Genomic DNA, 18,372 nt, shown 5'->3' on the forward strand with positions numbered 1-18,372 from the left:
GACCTGCACCACCGCATACGCCGGGCGCGCCGAGAGCTGACGCGTGGCCAGCACCAGCCAGCGCGGCGCCGTGCCTTCATTCACGCTGGCGCGCAGCAGGCGCACGGCCAGGTAACTGCTGGCGGCGAATACCGCGACCGCGCCGGCAAAACCACCAACTGCGATCAAGCCGAGCTTGAGGTCGCTGCTGGCCGCCACCAGCAGGGCAGCAAACCCCATCACACCGACCAGCAGCACCGCCAGCGAGGCGGGCCGCAGGTTGCCGACGTCCCGGCGGATCACACGCAGTGGCGGCACCGAAGCCAGTTGCAGCACCGGCGGCAAACCGAAGGCCAGCAGCAGGGTCAGGCCCATGCCCATGCCAAAGGCCACCGGCCAGAGCGTCGCGGCCGGCAGCACGGTTTCAACCAGGCCAGCCAACAGCAGCACAAAGCCATAATGCACGCCGTAACCAATCAGCACGCCCAGCGCGCTGGCCAGCATGCCAGCCAGCACAAACTCGAAGGTGTAGGCCAGCGCAATCGTGCGCTGCGGCTGGCCCAGCACGCGCAACATGGCGCAGTCGTCCAGATGTTTGGCGGCAAAGCCCCGCGCCACTATGGCGACCGCCACAGCACTCAGCAGCGCCGCCAGCAGGGCTACCAGGTTGAGGAATTTTTCGGCGCGGTCCAGCGTCTGGCGCATCTCCGGGCTGCCGCTTTCGAGCGACTCGATACGCACGCCGCGTACCTCGGGCTTCTTGATCTCCTGCGTGGCCCACCGCACAAAAGTCTTTACCACCGCCGGATCGCCAGCCACGGCAAAGCGGTAATTGGTGCGGCTGGCCGGCTGGATCAGTTTGGTGGCCGCAAGATCAGTGCTGTTGACCATGACGCGCGGCGAGAAGTTGATGAAGCCGGCGCCGCGGTCAGGCTCCTGCACGATCACGCGGGTGATCTTGAAGCTGGCGTCGCCCATCAGCAGGGTCTGGCCCACACGCAGGCCCAGCGCATCGAGCAGCGAGGCGTCAGCCCAGGCAGTGCCCGACGCGGGAATCTCGCGCGTGGCGGTGCCGGCGCCGTCGACGCTGTCAGCCACCGTCAGGCTGCCGCGCAAGGGGTAGCCCTCGGGCACGGCCTTGAAAGCCACCAGCTTGCTGGCGCCGCCGTCGGCTTCCAGGGCGCGACCCATGGTCGGGAAGGTCACGGTCAAGATCGCCTGCAGGCCCAGGCTGCGCGCCCTGGCAACAAAGACCTCGGGCGTCACGCCGTCGCTGCGCAGCACGGCGTCGCCGCCCAGCAATTGCAGCGCATCGCGCTGCAGGCCGCCTTTGAGGCGGTCGGCAAAAAAGCCGACGGCAGTCAGCGCCGCCACCGCAAGCGTCACCGCCACAATCAGCAGGCGCAGCTCACCGGCGCGCAGGTCGCGCAGCAGGGTGCGCCAGCCGAGCTTGAGGAAAAGGGGATTCATGTCCTGACCTTAACGCAAAGCGCCTGCCCTGAGGCTTGAACGGGTTTTGGTCAGCCGCACCGGCGCTGCAAGTCGCTCAGCGCAATTGGCTCCACCACAACACATTGCTGCGGGGTTTCCCCACCGTCAGCACCTCACCGATGACCGGGGTAGCCAGGTCAATGCCTTGTTTTGCCGCCAGTTCAGCCAGCCTGTCCATGGGCTCGCGCCAGGGATGGAAGGCTAGGTCAAACGTGCTGTTGTGCACGCTGTACAGGGTTTTGGCCTGTAAATCCTGGAAAGCGCGGATGCTCTCCTCCGGCGTCATGTGCACGGTGGGCCAGTCCTTGTCATACGCGCCGTTCTCCATCAGGGCGAGGTCCATGTTCGGAAATCGCTCACCAATTTGCCGGAAGCCGGGGAAATAGCCCGAGTCGCCGCTGTAGAAAATCCGTTGCTCACCGCTCTGGATGACCCAGGAGGCCCACAGGGTGCTGTTTCGGTCGTTCAGGCTGCGTCCGGAAAAATGCTGCGACGGGGTGGCCGTGAGCTGCACCCCGGCATGCGTGCCGGACTCCCACCAGCCAAACTCCTGAATCCGCTCGGCCGCAACCTTCATGCCCAGCAAGCGTGCGCCCACACCGGTCGGCACGAAGTAACGCTCGACTTTTAGCGCAAGTGCCTCGATGGTGGCGCGGTCCAGATGGTCGTAGTGGTCGTGCGAGAGGATCAGGCCTTCGATGGGCGGCAAGTCCGCAAGTGCAATCGGCGAAGGATGGAATCGTTTGGGGCCGGCCCACTGGACCGGCGAGGCGCGCTCGCTGAACACTGGGTCAATCAACCAGTACTTGCCGCGCAACTTGAGCAGGTGTGAGGAGTGGCCCAGCCGAACCACATGGTTGGAAGTGGGGTCCAGCGCATCAAGCGCCGCGCGGTTCAGCACACGCAGGGGCACCGCATCGACTGGTACCGTGCCCTCTTTGGCTTGAGTGACAAAACGCCACCAGATTTGACCGGGCTTTGAGAAGGCTGGAGATCTGGATTGTCCATGTTCTCGAAGCCGCCCGGGGTGCCGCAGCCGGCCAAAGCCAGGGCGCAGGTGAAAAGCGAAAGGCGGCGGGGCAAGGTGTTCATACCGCCACGGTAACCGCTGTCAGTTACGCCAGGATTAGGCTCAGCGGCCTTCCAGCCGCTGCTCCAGCGCGCGCAACACAGGCCCGATCTTCTGGCCCACTTTGATCTGCGGGTTCGAGAAACCGTCGTCCTTGCCGGCGTCGATTTCGCGCTGCTTGATCAATGGCACCGCGCGGGCAAAAGCCTCTTCAAACGAGTGAGTGCTGCGCAACTGCTCGTCAAACATGGCTCGGCCGAAAAAAGTCAGTTCCGACAACTGCCCGCAACCGTAGGAGGTGTGGGTCGCGTCGGCCGCAGTCATGACCAGCGTGTACTCGTCGGCCAACACATCGACCCAGCCGCCGGAATAACAGGCGGATACCGCAATCACGCGGTTCCGGATGCCGGCCTTGTCCAGCGCGGCGCGCAGCTCGGCGGGACTCAGCGGCGGGACCTCCAGCGGCCAGTGCGAGGCGGCCAGCTTGAAATCACGCGCGCCGTGGGAGGTCATGTAAACCACCAGCAGATCGTTCTCACGGTCCATGCGCTGGGCCAATGCTTCGATGGCACGCTGCAGATTCAGCGGGGTGGCCCAGGGGTGGGTGTGCGCGGTGCCGGCGTGGTTCAGCAAATGCAGCACGCGCCCCCGCGCGTCAAAACGCTCGGCCAGCACGCTGCTGACCAGCGTGCTTTCGCGCAGGAACACGTCTTCGGCCGCATACGGTGCGAACACGAGGCCATACACATCGGTCACCCCGGGACGTTGCGGCGCAAGCGCCTCCACTGTGCGCTGCCACAAGGCCTGCTGCGCCTCAAGGGTTTCCTGGCTCAGGTGCAAGCGGGGGCGTGTGTCTTCAGCCCGCGCGACGGAGTCCGGGTCGCTGGCCCAGGCGCGCGCTTCGAATTGCCAGAGATTCAGGGCGGTGGCGGCCAGAAGTGCCAGCATGAAAACCCAGGCACGCGCGCTGGGACCTGTAAAACGCAGAATCAGCGCGGCACTGACGGCCAGCGACCAGGCAGTAAGCAGCCCATACAACGCCCAGTAAAACCAGGCCTCGCCAAACACACCCGCCTCTACCCAGCCATGGCTGATAAGCGCCAGCGCTCCCTGCGCCAGCACCAGGCTGGGCAGCGAAGCGGCCAGCCAGAGCACAAGAAAAACCACAACGCCCGCGAGGCGCGGCTCTGCGCTGCCTGGGCCCTGCGAGGCCGCCGGTTGTCCGGCCAGAGCCCACCAGGCGAGAGCCGCACCGAGGGCAGTAAACCACCAGGTGGACAGCCAGGCCTGCACATCAAAACGCGCCGGACCGGCAATTTCCAGCCGAAGCAGGACGATTTCCAGCACTGCCACCAGCGCGACCACAGCCAATAGCTGCAGCGGGGTCGGCGCATGTCCCGCGACCCGGGGAGACAGGAAGAACGCGGCTCTCAGGCCTTCAAAGATCCAGTGCGCAGTCGGAATGTGCGCTGGATGGCGCCGATCAGGGTCGGCGGGACGATTCAGGGGCTCAGGAATGCCAGGCGGCGTCGCCTGGGCGTCGGGATTTTGCATGGCGGCATCATGCCACGGCACCTGCTCAGGCCGCGTCTGCTGGCGTGCGCAGGTTCGGCCCTGCCAGTTCAGGCTGCAGATGCAGCCGCTGCGGACTCGAATAACAGGCAAAACGCCTGTTGGTGGCGCGGCCGATGGCGCACAAGCCGACCTTCTGCGCCACCTGGTGCCCCATCTGCGTGATGCCGCTGCGCGAGACCACAATCGGCACGCCCATCTGCGCCGACTTGATGACCATCTCGCTGGTCAGACGGCCGGTGGTGTAGAACACCAGACCGGAAGAACTAAGCGGAGACGCGGACTCCCCATCTTTTCCAGCCGGGGCCTCGGCTCCGGCTCCGCCGGCCCGCAGGCGTAGCGCCCCCTCGGGGGGCAGCGTCGACACGTCAGTGCGGAGCGTGGGGGCTCCATCTTGCATAGAGATCCAGCCGGCGATGGTGTCGATGGCGTTATGGCGGCCCACATCTTCAACAAACAAAAGCATTTCTGGGTCGCCGGTTGACATCGCAAACAGCGCGCAGGCATGCACCGAGCCGGCAGATTTGTACGTCGTTTCCTTGAGCCGGATGGTGTTGACTAGGCTGTAAAGCTGGCCCTGCGTGATGTGAGCATCAGGCGGCAGCACAATCTCATCGACCTCGTCCATCAGGCCGCCAAAGACACTACCCTGCCCGCACCCTGTGGTCACCACCTTGTGCGCAGTTTTCTTCTCGATGTCGGCAATACCATGGCGGGTCTTGACGGCCGCTGCGCCAACGTCCCAATCCACCGTGATGGATTCAATGTCACGCGCGTCACTAACCAGCCGCTGGTTGCGCAAGTAGCCCAGGACCAGCAGCTCCGGGTGCGCACCCAGGGTCATCAGGGTAACAAGCTCGCGCTTGTCCACATAAACCGTCAGCGCGCGCTCTGCCGGGATCGACACCTTCTGCCTCTCCCCGTACTCGTTGACGGTGTCAATGTCGCAGGTCAGCGGCGCCTGCGCACGCGTGAGGTGGGGCAAGGGGGACAGGGACATCAGGCAAGACTACAGCAAAAAGAAGAGGCCGGCACCTTGCGGGCCGGCCCTGGTCAGCGGGAAGAAAAGCTCAGGGCTTTTTTGCTGGATTGACCACCGCATCCGGTTGCTTGGTGCTGGGCGGGCTGGTTGCCGTAGCTGCAGGCGAGTGTGCACCCGCAGCTTCGATGGGTTTGGCCTCGACCGGTGTGTAGACAAACGGCCCGGGCTCGGCGCATGCAGGCGCAGCCGTCGGCGGCTTGGTTTCCTTGCCTGCTGCCTTGGCAGTCTCGAAATACCTGGCAGCGACCTTGTCCTGTGCCTTGCAGAGCAGGAAGGCGTCGACCTTGCCGGCCCAGGCTGTTTTTGCGGCGGCTTCGGCAGCTTTGGCTTTTGCTTCGTCGCTCAATACGGGGGTAGGCAGTTTGGCCAGCACCAGCAGCGGCAAGCCGGCAAGGCAGATACTCATCAGGATCTTTTTCATGCGGTTTCTCGCTTTCAGACTTGCACCGGCCGGCCGGGCGTTTCGGGTTCGCTGCGCTGGGTCGGAATCTTGCCGGCCTGGATATCTTCATACCAGTATGCGTGGTGGTCTCTGGCCCAGGCCTCGTCCACATAGCCGGTGCGCATGGCCTTGTAGGCGCCCTGCATGCCGATGGTGCCGAGGTAAATGTGGCCAAGGAATAAACACATCATCAAAACGGTGGCGACCGCGTGGATCATGTGCGCAACTTGCATCGTTCCGCGTTCATAAATCAGTCCCGGTATCAACTTGTCGAGAACCAGCCCCGATGCCACGACGATGATGCCGAGGAAAAACACACCGCCCCAGAAGATCAGTTTCTCGCCGGCATTGAAGCGGTGTGATGCGGGTTCGTCACCCGAGATCAGACCGCCGCCTTTAGCCAGCCACTGCAGATCGCCTTTTTGTGGCCAGTTGTCACGCAGAAAGGTGAAGAACACAATCACCAACGACACGGCAAACAGTGGGCCGGCAAAATTGTGCGCGGTCTTGAGCACATAACTCAACCAGCCGAACAGCGTGAGGCCCATGACCGGCAACAGAAAGAACTTGCCGAACGCCATCACCAACCCGGAGATCGCGAGGATGCAAAAGGCAATGGCGTTGGACCAATGCGCCGCGCGCTCAAAGGGCGTAAAACGCTCGATCTTGCGCCCGGTGTCCGCGCCGTGGGTCTTGATGCTGCCACGGGTGAAATAGAAAATCGCAATCGCCAGAACAACAATCAGGAACAGCGATCCACCGTAAGGAATGATCCAGTTGTTGCGCACCTGGCGCCAGGCCTCACCCGCATTGGTCAGGCGAGAGCCCGGGTATTGCACAAAGGGCTGGATCAGGTTGCCGGCCTCGGGTGCCTCGCTTTTGGGCAGGCTGCTGTAGCCAGAGACACCGGCGCCAACCTGGCGCCACATGGGCGCGTTGTTGCCAGGCTGGACCTTTGCGCGCTCAGCATTGCTCTGCTTGGTGTAATTCGGGTCAGCGCTGGCGTCAGGCTTGACCTCAAAAATGTTCTGGCTCTGAATGCCGCCCGGAACCGGAGCCGGAGCTGTGGCTGCGACCGGCGCGGGAGCAGCCGTTGCCGGCACTGCGGGTGCGGCGGCGGTCTGCGCCGAAACGGCAGCAGACCAGCCGAGGGCCACCACAGCCAGGGCGGTCAGAACTCGTGAAGGGCCTTGCATGGGAACTCCCTTATTTCACGCGGTTGTATTCGTTCTGCCCGTTCTGCAACCGCGTCTTGAGCTGTTGCTCCCAGGCCGCCTTGTCACCCGGCTTCCAGCCTGACGCGTTGTAGGCATTGCCCGGGCCCGTCACGCCCTGAAACGATGCCACATCGCTTTTTGCCCCGGACGAGGTCTGCGCCTTGTCGCCGCAAGCGGCAAGCCCCAGCAAGAAAAGAGGCAAGAGTGCGATACGGATCATGATTTGCCTCCATTGGGCTGACCTGCCTGCTTCGACCCATAAGCGGTACCCCAACCCCAGACCTCGGCTCCCTTGCCACGCTGAACCACGCGGTTGCGGAAGATGTCCGCCACCACGTCACCGTCGCCAGCCAGCAGGGCCTTGGTCGAGCACTGCTCCGCGCAGGCTGGCAGCTTGCCTTCGGCCAGCCGGTTGCGGCCGTACTTCTCAAACTCGGCCTGGCTGCCATGGGCCTCTGGGCCGCCAGCGCAGAAGGTGCATTTGTCCATCTTGCCGCGTACACCAAACGTGCCCTGCGAAGGGAACTGCGGTGCGCCAAATGGACAGGCATACGAGCAGTAGCCACAACCGATGCAAACGTCCTTGTCATGCAGCACCACACCTTCTTCGGTACGGTAAAAACAATTGACCGGGCACACCGCCATGCAAGGGGCGTCACTGCAGTGCATGCAGGCCACCGAAATGGATTTCTCGCCGGGCACACCGTCATTCAGTGTGACTACCCTGCGGCGGTTCACACCCCATGGCACTTCGTTTTCGTTTTTGCAGGCGGTAACGCAACCGTTGCACTCGATGCAGCGCTCGGCGTCACAGACAAATTTCATTCTTGCCATGGTTATGCCCTCTCCACATTACATACGGTTGTCTTGGTTTCCTGCATCATCGTCACGCTGTCATAGCCATACGTCGTGGCCGTGTTGATGGCTTCGCCGCGAACCACCGGCGCTGCGCCGCTGGGGTAATAAGCCAGCATGTCTTGCCCCTGCCAGCGGCCGGAGAAGTGGAAAGGCATGAACACCGTGTCAGGCCCGACCCGCTCGGTTACCAGGGCCTGCACATTCAAGCGCGCACCCGTCGGGGTGCTGACCCAGGCGCGCTCGCCATTACGAATGCCCTTGTCGGCAGCCACCTTGGGATTGATCTCGATAAACATTTCCTGCTGCAACTCAGCCAGCCAGGGGTTGGACCGGGTTTCTTCGCCGCCGCCTTCGTATTCGACCAGGCGCCCAGATGTCATGATCAGCGGGAATTTCTCGTGGACCTTGTCTGCAATGTTTTTCTGCTGAATGGTCTTGTACAAGGTCGGCAGGCGCCAGAAGGCTTTCTTGTCGTCGTGCGTCGGGTACTTGGCCATCAGGTCGGGGCGATTGCCGTACAAAGGCTCGCGGTGCTGCGGAATGGCGTCGGGAAAATTCCACACCACGGCCCGCGCCTTGGCGTTGCCGAAAGGATGGCAACCGTGACCCTGCATAAACACGCGGATCATGCCGCCTGAAGAATCGGTTTTCCAGTTTTTGCCTTCTGCAGCGGCCTTTTCGGGCTCGGTCAACTCGTCCCACCAGCCGAGCTTTTTCAACAGCATGTGGTCAAGCTCGGGGTAACCGGTCTGTATGTCGGCGCCTTTGGAGTGCGAGCCGTCTTCAGCCAGCAAGTTGACGCCGTCTTTCTCAACGCCAAAATTGGCGCGAAAATTACCACCGCCTTCCATCACGTGTTTGGAGGTGTCGTAAAGGTTGGGCGAACCAGGGTGTTTCATCTCCGGCGTGCCGTAACAGGGCCACGGCAGGCCGAAATAATCGCCTGTGGTGTCGTAGCCGGTTTCCTTGTCTTTGCCCCCCTTGGACTTGAGTGTCTTGACGTCAAACAGATGCATGTTGCGCATGTGCGCTTTCAGGCGCTCCGGACTCTGGCCGGTGTAGCCAATCGTCCAGCAGGTCTTGTTGATCTCACGCAATATATCTTCAGGCACAGGCTCGTCCATGCCTTTGACTTTTTGCATCTTGTAGTTCTTGGACAGCTCTTTGGCAAAGCCGAGTTTTTCGGCCAGCTGATGCATGATCATGTGGTCGCTGCGGCTTTCCCACAGTGGCTCAATCACTTTTTCGCGCCACTGAAGAGACCGATTGGATGCAGTCACTGAGCCGCTGGTCTCAAACTGGGTGGCCGCCGGGAGCAAATACACCGCGCGGTTGGCGTTGAGATCTTCCGCCTTGCCCGGCATGGCTGCCATGGCGGCTGTGGCAGAGGGGTATGGATCAATTACCACCAGTAAATCGAGCTTGTCCATCGCGCGCTTCATCTCCAGACCGCGGGTCTGCGAGTTGGGCGCGTGGCCCCAGAACACCACACTCCTGAGGTTGGATTCCTGGTCGATGAACTCGTTTTTCTCCATCACACCATCAATCCAGCGCGAGACCGTCATGCCGGGCTTGCCCATCATGGCGGGTGAGGCATAGCGGCCCTTGATCCAGTCAAAGTCCACACCCCAGGTTTTGGCGAAATGTTTCCACGAGCCTTCAGCCAAGCCGTAGTAGCCGGGCAGTGAGTCGGGGTTGGGGCCAACATCTGTGGCGCCCTGCACGTTATCGTGGCCGCGGAAGATGTTGGTGCCACCGCCGGACACACCCACGTTACCCAAAGCCAGCTGCAAAATGCATGAGGCCCGAACCATCGCGTTGCCGATGGTGTGCTGGGTCTGGCCCATGCACCAGACAATCGTGGACGGCCGGTTTTTGGCCATCATTTCGGCGGCCTTGTACACCTGCGCTTCAGGTACCCCGCAGGCTTCTTCCACCTTGTCAGGCGTCCACTTGGCGAGCACGTCTTCCTTGACCTTGTCCATGCCGTAGACCCGGTCGTTGATGTACTTGGCGTCTTCCCATCCATTCTTAAAGATGTGATACAGCATGCCGAACAGGAAGGGAATGTCCGAGCCCGAGCGGATGCGGATGTAGTCGTCGGCCTTGGCCGCGGTCCGCGTGAAGCGCGGGTCGACCACAATCATCTTGCAGCCGGTTTCTTTGGCGTGCAGCATGTGAAGCAGGCTGACCGGGTGTGCCTCCGCAGCGTTCGATCCGATGTACAGGGCGACCTTGCTGTTTTGCATGTCGTTGTACGAATTGGTCATGGCGCCATAACCCCAGGTGTTGGCAACCCCAGCCACCGTCGTGGAATGGCAGATACGCGCTTGATGATCGCAGTTGTTGCTGCCCCAGAAGCTCACGAACTTGCGCATCAAATACGCCTGCTCGTTGTTGTGTTTGGATGAACCGACCCAATACACGGAGTCCGGCCCGCTGGTTTTGCGCAGGTCCAGCATCTTTGCGCTGATCTCATTAAGCGCCGTCTCCCAGCTGATGCGCTCGTACTTGCCGCCCACCAGCTTCATCGGGTAACGCAGGCGGTATTCGCCATGGCCGTGCTCGCGCAGTGCTGAGCCCTTGGCGCAGTGCGCACCCAGATTGATGGGAGAGTCAAACACCGGCTCCTGGCGGACCCAGACGCCGTTTTCAACCACCGCGTCTACCGCGCAGCCCACCGAGCAGTGCGTGCAAACCGTGCGCTTGACCTCGATTTTCCCGGTGCCGTCACCGGCGCCGGGCGTGGCAGCTTTGGCCTTCTTGACCAGTGTCAACTGGGTGGCAGCAAGGCCGACACCGACGCCAAGGCCGGACCGGCGCAGGAAGGCGCGCCTGTCCATGGTGGGAAGGGCATTCGACAAGCCTCGGGACAGGCTCTGGACAAAACGTGCGGTGCCGGCGCGTTGCACGGGATCGCCATGGACGCCGTGAGGCTTTTTCGTGAGCAGCATGGAGCTCTCCGTGTAGGTGAAACTGAAACGGGAAAACGGGAAAGGCCCAGAACCTAGATGCGTGTGGTCTGGTAGTAGCGCTTGACGTGTTCGGAGAGCTTGTAGCCGCCGCCTTTTTCGGGGGCCGGTTTGGGCTCTGCTGTCGCGGCCTCGGGGAGTTGGACGCCAGGAAGGGCAATGGCTGCGGCTGCGGCTGCGCCGGTGACGGCCGCGCCGAAGAAGAATCCCCGGCGTGAGGGTGTTGGCTGGCTGTCCTGCATGGTTGTCTCCAAGGAAGCTTGCTAGGTATAAGCACCAATGCGCTATGCACCGCAACGGCTGGTTGTACTTTACGTCAGACCGGCTGGAGGGGCAACGCCCTGCCCGGATGTCTGACCGGAATTAGGGGAAAACGATAGGAGAAAATAAGAATACTTACTTTTTATCTTTTGCCGTTGGGTCGCGCCAAAGTGTCGCAATTTGAGACAGCAGCAGGCGGCACGGCGCCGGCATGAAGCGCCCTCAGCGCTGCTTACGCCAACATGTCGAAGCCCTGCATTTCAACCGTGAGAAAGGTCTGTGTGAATGTTGCAACGCAACGATAGAAGGCCGCCTGGGGATGGCGCTCGATCGCGTCGCACAAATCCGCTGCCCAAGGCTGCAGATGGCGCGCAAAAAATTCGCGCTGGCGCGTCAGGTTGGCAACCGCCACGTCATCCCCGGCAATCAGGTATCGCATGACCTCGCTCAGGTAGGCGAAGTGGTCCTCGGTCTCGGGCATGGCGTCGTCTCGTGTCAGGCCGAGCTCTGCCAGATCCGTCCGCAACGATGCCAGCGGCTTTTCGTTAAGAAACCCACTGAGGTAGTGTGAGCCAAACAGATAGACCTCGGGCTTGCCGACGCCGCCGAACAGCGCCTCGTACTCGCGCGCGATGGCCTCATTCGACAGCCGTCGGGCTGCGCCCACCAGTTCGCTCCAGGAAGATTCCAGCACCGCGCCCGCAGCCGGCGCCTCGGTCACCGCGACGCGGATGTTCTCGAGCAGCTCAGCAGGGGGAGCGGCGTAATACAGCGCCGCCAGCAGTCCGTAGACTTCGGCACGGGCGGTTTCTTCGTCCAGCGTGGACGGTACGAGTTGGGCGGATGAGTTCATGCGGGGTGCCAGCTTGAAGTGTTTGGCCGATCAGCGGATGTCGGTAATTTTCATCTCGTTGTCGGCCGAGTAGATGTCAATAACGCGGCAGTCGCTGCACATCTTCAGGCGGTCCGCCGCCGCGCCCTGAAACATCGCGTGCCCTGCCAGCTTGCCCAGCATAGATTCGATGGCCTTGAGCGTGCCAAAGGGCTTGCTGCAGCGAATGCAGTGGTAGGGCTGGCTTTCATTGAGCACGCGTGCTTCTTTGCGCTGGGGTGTCAGCAAAAGACGCGGCTGCAGTGTGATGGCATCTTCCGGGCACGTGCTGGCACACAGGCCGCACTGCACACAGTTTTTCTCAATGAACTTGAGCTGGGGCAGCTCCGGGTTGTCCTGCAAGGCGCTGGACGGACAGGCGCTGACGCAACTCAGACACAGCGTACAGGCGTCTTTGTTGACCAACAGGCTTCCAAAGGGTGAGCCGCGAGCTGGCAAGGCAATCGCCTCTGGCAGCGAGGCGGGAGCCTGCGACATGAGGTGATCGAGCGCCATGTCCAGAGTGCTGCGCTTCTCCTGCGCAACGGCGTAGCGTGCCGGGGCAGCGGGCGACACGGTCTGGTTACGGGCCAGCTCTTGCAGGCACGCATCCAGCGCCTGGACGCCGCCCTGCCCGCCCCCCGCGCGCAACAAGTGAAAGTGTGTGCCGGTGTAGCCCATGCCGTGCAGCACAGCCTGCGCCACTGCCATTTGTTCTGTCAGCCCCGTCACATAAGCCGGCGCTTCTTCTTCCGTCATGAGCACTGCAACCTGCGACGCGCCAAAGGCTATGGCGCTGAGCCAAAGGTCCAGCCCCACGCTGGCGGTGTGCCACAACGCTTGGGGAATGACCTGAGCCGGCACACCGTGCACGGCTTTCTCCAGCCGCGCCGCACGGCCCAGTGCCTCTACGGCTTGCTGACCCGCGCCCTGGCTGTGAAACAGCAATGCAGCGTTTTTGCCGCCCGCCTTGGCATAGGTGCTTAACAGTGTTTTAAGTCGCACGCCTTGCTCGCTGGCGCGTGGATAGGCATAGGTCAGCGCGCCTGTTGGGCATACCGTGGTGCAGGCGCCGCAACCCACACACAGGTTGGGATTAACCACTATCTGCTGGCGATCTTTTTCGCTGCTGACGGCACCAGCCGAACAGATGTCTATGCAGGCCTTGCAGCCCACTGTCTCGTTACGGCTGTGAGCACAGATTTTTTGTTTGTAGTCAAAAAATTTAGGCTTTTCAAATTCGCCCACCAAATCGCGCAACTTGACGACTGTCGGAAGCAGGTCCGGTGATGCCAGGCCGCTGAATGCACTGATGGCAAAGTAGCCTTGCGGCGGCGCGTGCAGCGTAATCAGCGGGCTGATGCCGAGATCCAGCACCAGATCAAAAGCTTCGGTCACGGCCTGCGGTTCGCGGCCAAAGTCAATGGCACCGGCCACCTTGCAGACCGCCACACAGTCGCGTTGTGCGGTGCACTTTTTGCTATCAATTTGATAGCTGAAATCGACCGCACCTTCTGGGCAAACAGCCAAACAAGCGTTACACCGTGTGCACAGGTCCAGGTCAATCGGGTTGCTCTTTTGCCAGGAGGCTTCAAAAGCGCCCAGCCAGCCCTTCAGTTGCAAGCCTGCACCGCTGATAACCGGGTACTTGCGCTCCTGCATCGGGAAACCGGGCTGTGGCTGACCAGAAACCCCTTGCGCAAAAATCGTCACGTCCAGTGTGTCGGCCAGCAATGCCGCCACCTGTTCGGCCTGATCCAGCGCGCCCACGATCAGCAGACGACCTGCGCTTTTGTAGGTGACGGTGGCTACAGGCTCCGCATCGGGCAAATGGGCCGCAGCCAGCAGCGCGGCGATTTTGGGCATGGCGCTGGCCGCGTCTTTGCTCCAGCCGCCGGTCTCACGAATATTGACAAACCTGATAACCGACGTGGCGCTCACTGTTTGCTCGCCCACCTCGGCAAACAAGCGCTTCTCCTGCGTGCAGGCGACAACAACATCATCGCCTGACTGGATGGCTTTTTGAAATAATCCGGCCTCTCGCCGGCACAGCGTGGAGTGCAGTGTCAGGTTTTCGTTAAGTGCCGCGCCCAGCGCCTGGGCCTGGAGCGGCATCGTCTGGTTGCAGTCGCAAATCAGTGTGGGCATGGTTTTCCTGGCTGGCCCCGGAGTCGGTCAAAGACCCGGGTTGGCGTGGCTTTTGTGGGGCTATGGTGTCCGGCGTGGCGGGAGGGGAAGCTTCGTCTGACTGTGCCACGCTTTCGCCCTCGGGGTTATGCGCACTTTCCCGCGGGGCAGCAGCGGCCAGCTTCTGTTTTTCGACATCTTCCTCGTCCTCATCAAACAGCTTCAGGAATTTCGCGCTGGCCATCTGACGCAGCATGGACTCGGGAATCGGATCGGACTTGGAGTAGTCGTCAATATAAATATCCAGCCCGTCCATCACATTGAAATGTGGATCGCAAAACAGCTGCTTCATCGCCGCGTTACGCACATCAGGTCCGACGTTGCCAGCCATGAAAGGCTTGAAGTCGGACTGCGGGGTCAGGGCCTGGGCGTCCTGCACAGTCAAGGGCGGCGGCATCTCCTGCGCGTCTGGACTTAGCGCCTGACTGTCAGAAATTTTGGGAAGGGTCTGAGCATCCACGTCGACGCCGGAGATAGCGAGAGGTGACGCTGGCGGTGTGGGCTCCGGCGCTACCGCTTTGCCCTCTTCCACCTGCCGCTTGCGCTGCGACCAACGCCCTAAAAAACCTTCAGCCATGGTTGCCGCCGCCAAATTTCTTGCCGGTGCTGACCCGCGCCGGGTTGCCGAAACGGTCTGTCAGCGGTTTGAAACTTTGTGGACGCTGCCGACGTTTGGCTTCAAGCACATGGTGGGTATCGACAAAGTTTTTCATCCACAGCACTACGCCGCGTGGCGCGGCAATCTGCTCCACCGTTTCCTGCGCGTCAAGCCAGCGCCCGGCGTCGTGGTAGCTCAAGGTCACGGTCTGAGGGACAGCAACCGGTTCATCGGCCAGCGCAGCTTCTTCCTCCATGCGCCAGACCACCCAGAAACAGGGCTGCTCGGTGGTGACATTGAGGTAGTAACCCTCCGCGTCGTCGGTAAACAGTTCCACCTTGAAGCCGGGGTGTAACCAGCGTTCGTCGTGATCGTCGTTCAGCAGCAGGCGCGGCTGCAAGCCAAAGCCTGCCTCCTGCGGCACGATGTCTGCCAACGACCAGCGCCAGGGCTGCCACGCATTGTTGATGCGCTCGCGGCGCATGACCACGGCAACATCGATGCAGGGACGGCGGACGCCCTCATCGGTACCAGGAGACTGCATCAGGAAGTCGGACATGGTCGCAGTGTACGGCGGGGGTTTATCCTCCGCCGCGGACCGGCTTCAGGCGACCCTACCCGCTGCCCTGCGATAACCCGCCACCGCCGTAAGCTCGCCACCGCGCACAACAGCCACAGCGCAGTATTTGAACTCCGGGATTTTTCCAAACGGATCCAGAGCGGCGTTGGTCATCAAATTGGCGGCGGCTTCGTAATAGGCAAAGGGAATGAAGACCGCACCTTGCGGCGTGCCGTCATCACGCCGCACACGAATGACCACCTCGCCGCGGCGCGAGCGCACGGTGATCACCTCGCCCTCCAGCACGCCCAGCGTCAGCAAGTCGCTGCCGCACAGGGACGCCGTTGCCATCGGCTCCAGGGCATCGAGCACCGTAGCTCGCCGTGTCATGCTGCCGGTGTGCCAGTGCTCCAGCTGGCGACCGGTGATCAATACAAACGGAAAGTCGGCGTCAGGCCGCTCAGCCGCCGGAATGATGTCCGCCGGCACCAGCTTCACCCGGCCATCGGGCGTTGGGAAGTTTTCTGTGAACACAGTGGATTGGCCCGGGTCGTCGGCGCTCAGGCAGGGGTAGGTCACGCTGGACTCGCGCTCCAGCCTTTCCCAAGTGATGCCTGCGATGGCGGCGTGCATGGCCTGGCGCATTTCTTCGTACACGACGGCCACGCCAGAATGTTCGCCTGGGTAGTGCCACTGCAAGTCCATGCGGCTGGCCAACTGCTGAATAATCCACAGGTCGGGCCTCGCCTCGCCGGGCGGATCGATGGCCTGCCTGCCCATCTGCACCATGCGATCGGTGTTGCTGACGGTACCGGTTTTTTCTGGCCAGGCGGTGGCGGGCAGCACTACGTCGGCCAGCCACGCGGTTTCGGTCATAAAAATGTCCTGCACCACCAGAAGCTCCAGACTGGCCAGCGCATGACGCGCATGGTTCAGGTCGGGGTCGCTCATGGCCGGGTTCTCGCCCATGATGTACATGCCGCGCACCTTGTGCGGGTCGCTGTCAGGCGCAAGCGCCTTGTGCATGATTTCAACCACTGTGTAGCCGGGCTTGTCGTCCAGCTTCGTGTCCCAGAAATTTTCAAACCAGCTGTGTGCAGCGGCGTTGTCCACACGCTGGTAATTGGGAAACATCATCGGGATCAAGCCCGCGTCGCTGGCGCCCTGCACATTGTTCTGGCCGCGCAGCGGGTGCAGGCCCGAGCCAGGCTTGCCAATCTGGCCAGTGACAGTACTCAGTGCAATCAGGCAACGGGCGTTGTCCGTGCCGTGCACATGCTGGCTGATGCCCATGCCCCACAAAATCATGGCGCCTTTGGCGGTGGCAAATGCGCGCGCCACTTCACGCAGGGTGTTCGCCTGTATGCCGCAAATCGGCGCCATCGCCTCGGGGCTGTAGCCTTTGACGTTTTCGCGGAGCGCTTGGTAGTTGCTGGCGCGTTTGCTGATGAAATCGTGGTCTACCAAACCTTCATCGATCACAGCATGAATCAAGGCATTGAGCATGGCCACGTCCGTATCGGCTTTGAACTGCAGCGTGCGCCACGCATGTTTGCCAATGTCGGTCACACGCGGATCGGCCAGCACAATTTTTGCGCCACGCTTGGCGGCATTTTTCATCCAGGTGGCGGCCACCGGATGGTTTGACGTGGGGTTGGAGCCAATGACAAAAATAAGCTCGGCATGCGCCACATCACTGACCTGGTTGCTGACAGCCCCCGAGCCCACACCCTCCAGCAAAGCTGCCACGCTGGAGGCGTGGCACAGGCGGGTGCAATGGTCCACATTGTTGCTGCCAAAACCGGTGCGCACCAGTTTCTGGAAGAGGTAGGCTTCCTCGTTGCTGCCTTTGGCAGAGCCGAAACCGGCCAGTGATTTTTTGCCGCGTGTATCGCGCAGGTTCTTGAGGCCGCCCGCCGCCAGCCCAAGCGCTTCTTCCCAACTCGCTTCGCGAAACACTTCAGACCAGCCGTTACTGCTGCGGTTGAGGTCTTGCAGGGCAGAAGGGTCTTTGGCAACACCTTCTTTGCGAATCAGGGGCTTGGTCAGGCGCTGGGGGCTGTGTGCGTAGTCAAACCCGAATCGCCCCTTGACACACAAACGGCCATGGTTGGCCGGGCCATCGCGGCCGTCAACGCTGATGATCTTGTTGTCCTTGACCTTGTAGGTCACGAGGCAACCCACGCCGCAAAACGGACAAACCGAATCAACCTTTTTATCCACCACCTGCGAACCAACTTGCGTCTTCGGCATGAGTGCGCCCGTGGGACAGGCCTGCACACATTCGCCGCAGGCTACGCAGGTGCTGTCGCCCATGGGGTCATTCAGGTCAAAGACGATTTCACTGTGGGCGCCGCGCATGGCGTAGCCGATCACGTCGTTGACCTGCTCTTCGCGGCAGGCGCGGACGCAGCGATTGCATTGGATGCAGGCGTCGAGATTCACCGCCATGGCAGGATGGGACATATCAGCGATAGGCTGCTCGCGGCGCAAAGCTTTCAGTTCAGGGCGCACCGAAACTTCCATGCGCGCGGCCCATTCGCTGAGTTCTCCGTGCTGCAGCGATTCTTCGGTTTCACTCCATTTGTAGCCGGTGTCGGGCATGTCGGAGAGCAGCATCTCCAGCACCATCTTCTGGCTCTTGAGCGCACGCTCACTCTGCACCTGCACCTCCATGCCAGGCGTGACCGCACGGCAGCAACTGGGGGCCAGGGTGCGTTCACCCTTGACCTCCACCACGCAGGCGCGGCAGTTACCGTCTGGACGCATGCCCTCCTGGTAACACAGGCGCGGGATTTCGACGCCTGCACGCTCTGCGGCTTGAAAAATGGTTTCGCCTTCCACGGCCTCCGCAACACGACCATCCAATGTAAAAGTGATCTTTCCAGCGGACACCGCGGATCCGGCTTCGCCGGGCCGCTGGCGGCGCCCCCGAGGGGGGAGGCGCCGAAGGCGCGTCGGGGGGAATATCAATTCCAGATGTTCCACGGGGTCTGGATCCAAATAGCGATCAGGACCAGCCAGACCAGGGTGACCGGAATGAATATCTTCCAGCCCAGGCGCATGATCTGGTCGTAGCGGTAGCGCGGGAAGCTGGCGCGGAACCAGACGAAGAGGCTGACCATGAAGGCGGTCTTCAGGAACAACCAGAACCAGTCCCACAGCCATTGCGGCCCGATGTCCAGTCCGAGCGAGAAGAACGGCTGCCAACCCCCGAGGAACAGGATCGACGCCACCGCGGAGATCAGGATCAT

At 61.8% G+C, this 18,372-nt stretch carries 16 protein-coding genes; all 16 read right to left on the minus strand.

The genetic code is table 11. The features are described 5' to 3' along the window. The coding region (locus H0W47_RS15300) for an ABC transporter permease (RefSeq protein ID WP_367265419.1) at positions 1 to 1,449 on the minus strand (1,449 nt) is incomplete at its 3' end. Positions 1,450 to 1,525: 76 nt separating this feature from the next. After that, positions 1,526 to 2,383: an MBL fold metallo-hydrolase gene (locus tag H0W47_RS15305; RefSeq protein ID WP_296925917.1), complete on the minus strand. Its 858-nt coding sequence runs from the start codon at positions 2,381 to 2,383 to the stop codon at positions 1,526 to 1,528. A 219-nt stretch (positions 2,384 to 2,602) separates the two neighbouring features. Further along, positions 2,603 to 4,093 (minus strand): C13 family peptidase, encoded by a 1,491-nt coding sequence (locus H0W47_RS15310; protein ID WP_296925919.1) that lies wholly within the window; start codon positions 4,091 to 4,093, stop codon positions 2,603 to 2,605. A gap of 25 nt (positions 4,094 to 4,118) precedes the next feature. Then, positions 4,119 to 5,111 carry a formate dehydrogenase accessory sulfurtransferase FdhD gene (locus H0W47_RS15315; protein ID WP_296925922.1) on the minus strand — a complete coding sequence of 331 codons (993 nt, stop codon included), beginning with the start codon at positions 5,109 to 5,111 and terminating at the stop codon, positions 4,119 to 4,121. A 70-nt stretch (positions 5,112 to 5,181) separates the two neighbouring features. Next, on the minus strand, positions 5,182 to 5,574 hold the full coding sequence (locus tag H0W47_RS15320) for a hypothetical protein (RefSeq protein WP_296925924.1): 393 nt from the start codon (positions 5,572 to 5,574) through the stop codon (positions 5,182 to 5,184). 14 nt (positions 5,575 to 5,588) lie between these two features. Continuing rightward, positions 5,589 to 6,791 (minus strand): formate dehydrogenase subunit gamma, encoded by a 1,203-nt coding sequence (locus tag H0W47_RS15325; protein WP_296925926.1) that lies wholly within the window; start codon positions 6,789 to 6,791, stop codon positions 5,589 to 5,591. A 10-nt stretch (positions 6,792 to 6,801) separates the two neighbouring features. Beyond that, entirely contained in the window at positions 6,802 to 7,032 is a 231-nt protein-coding gene (locus H0W47_RS15330) for a hypothetical protein (protein WP_296925928.1), read from the minus strand. Then, positions 7,029 to 7,646 (minus strand): formate dehydrogenase FDH3 subunit beta, encoded by a 618-nt coding sequence (gene fdh3B / locus H0W47_RS15335; protein ID WP_296925930.1) that lies wholly within the window; start codon positions 7,644 to 7,646, stop codon positions 7,029 to 7,031. The genes H0W47_RS15330 and fdh3B overlap by 4 nt, the downstream gene beginning before the upstream one ends. 2 nt (positions 7,647 to 7,648) lie before the next feature. Next, positions 7,649 to 10,624, minus strand: a complete 2,976-nt coding sequence (locus tag H0W47_RS15340; protein ID WP_296925932.1) for a formate dehydrogenase subunit alpha — start codon at positions 10,622 to 10,624, stop codon at positions 7,649 to 7,651. Positions 10,625 to 10,677: 53 nt separating this feature from the next. After that, entirely contained in the window at positions 10,678 to 10,884 is a 207-nt protein-coding gene (locus tag H0W47_RS15345) for a formate dehydrogenase (protein WP_296925934.1), read from the minus strand. A 251-nt stretch (positions 10,885 to 11,135) separates the two neighbouring features. Continuing rightward, positions 11,136 to 11,756, minus strand: coding sequence for a molecular chaperone TorD family protein (locus H0W47_RS15350; RefSeq protein ID WP_296925935.1), 621 nt, complete (start codon positions 11,754 to 11,756; stop codon positions 11,136 to 11,138). Between the two features lie 30 nt (positions 11,757 to 11,786). Then, a complete protein-coding gene (locus H0W47_RS15355) occupies positions 11,787 to 13,922 on the minus strand; it encodes a 4Fe-4S binding protein (protein ID WP_296925937.1) in 2,136 nt (711 codons plus the stop codon). Continuing rightward, complete coding sequence (locus H0W47_RS15360) at positions 13,852 to 14,538, minus strand: DUF3306 domain-containing protein (protein WP_296925939.1); 687 nt, start codon at positions 14,536 to 14,538, stop codon at positions 13,852 to 13,854. Before H0W47_RS15360 ends, H0W47_RS15355 begins: the two co-directional genes overlap by 71 nt. Beyond that, positions 14,531 to 15,118 carry a DUF3305 domain-containing protein gene (locus H0W47_RS15365; protein WP_296925941.1) on the minus strand — a complete coding sequence of 196 codons (588 nt, stop codon included), beginning with the start codon at positions 15,116 to 15,118 and terminating at the stop codon, positions 14,531 to 14,533. The genes H0W47_RS15360 and H0W47_RS15365 overlap by 8 nt, the downstream gene beginning before the upstream one ends. Before the next feature lie 45 nt (positions 15,119 to 15,163). Then, complete coding sequence (gene fdhF, locus H0W47_RS15370) at positions 15,164 to 18,013, minus strand: formate dehydrogenase subunit alpha (RefSeq protein WP_296925943.1); 2,850 nt, start codon at positions 18,011 to 18,013, stop codon at positions 15,164 to 15,166. Positions 18,014 to 18,087: 74 nt separating this feature from the next. Continuing rightward, positions 18,088 to 18,372, minus strand: a 285-nt coding sequence (locus H0W47_RS15375; RefSeq protein ID WP_296925945.1) for an NADH-quinone oxidoreductase subunit H, incomplete at its 5' end; no start/stop codon positions are given.

It is taken from the genome of Polaromonas sp. (genome assembly GCF_013817205.1).
Taxonomy (GTDB): Bacteria; Pseudomonadota; Gammaproteobacteria; order Burkholderiales; family Burkholderiaceae_C; genus Polaromonas.

Bases quoted from the DNA above. Each gene is read 5' to 3' on its own strand.
- H0W47_RS15310 (WP_296925919.1), bottom strand. From the start codon at position 4,093: ATGCAAAATCCCGACGCCCAGGCGACGCCGCCTGGCATTCCTGAGCCC.
- H0W47_RS15315 (WP_296925922.1), bottom strand. From the start codon at position 5,111: ATGTCCCTGTCCCCCTTGCCCCACCTCACGCGTGCGCAGGCGCCGCTG.
- H0W47_RS15320 (WP_296925924.1), bottom strand. From the start codon at position 5,574: ATGAAAAAGATCCTGATGAGTATCTGCCTTGCCGGCTTGCCGCTGCTG.
- H0W47_RS15325 (WP_296925926.1), bottom strand. From the start codon at position 6,791: ATGCAAGGCCCTTCACGAGTTCTGACCGCCCTGGCTGTGGTGGCCCTC.
- H0W47_RS15330 (WP_296925928.1), bottom strand. From the start codon at position 7,032: ATGATCCGTATCGCACTCTTGCCTCTTTTCTTGCTGGGGCTTGCCGCT.
- fdh3B (WP_296925930.1), bottom strand. From the start codon at position 7,646: ATGGCAAGAATGAAATTTGTCTGTGACGCCGAGCGCTGCATCGAGTGC.
- H0W47_RS15340 (WP_296925932.1), bottom strand. From the start codon at position 10,624: ATGCTGCTCACGAAAAAGCCTCACGGCGTCCATGGCGATCCCGTGCAA.
- H0W47_RS15345 (WP_296925934.1), bottom strand. From the start codon at position 10,884: ATGCAGGACAGCCAGCCAACACCCTCACGCCGGGGATTCTTCTTCGGC.
- H0W47_RS15350 (WP_296925935.1), bottom strand. From the start codon at position 11,756: ATGAACTCATCCGCCCAACTCGTACCGTCCACGCTGGACGAAGAAACC.
- H0W47_RS15355 (WP_296925937.1), bottom strand. From the start codon at position 13,922: ATGCCCACACTGATTTGCGACTGCAACCAGACGATGCCGCTCCAGGCC.
- H0W47_RS15360 (WP_296925939.1), bottom strand. From the start codon at position 14,538: ATGGCTGAAGGTTTTTTAGGGCGTTGGTCGCAGCGCAAGCGGCAGGTG.
- H0W47_RS15365 (WP_296925941.1), bottom strand. From the start codon at position 15,118: ATGTCCGACTTCCTGATGCAGTCTCCTGGTACCGATGAGGGCGTCCGC.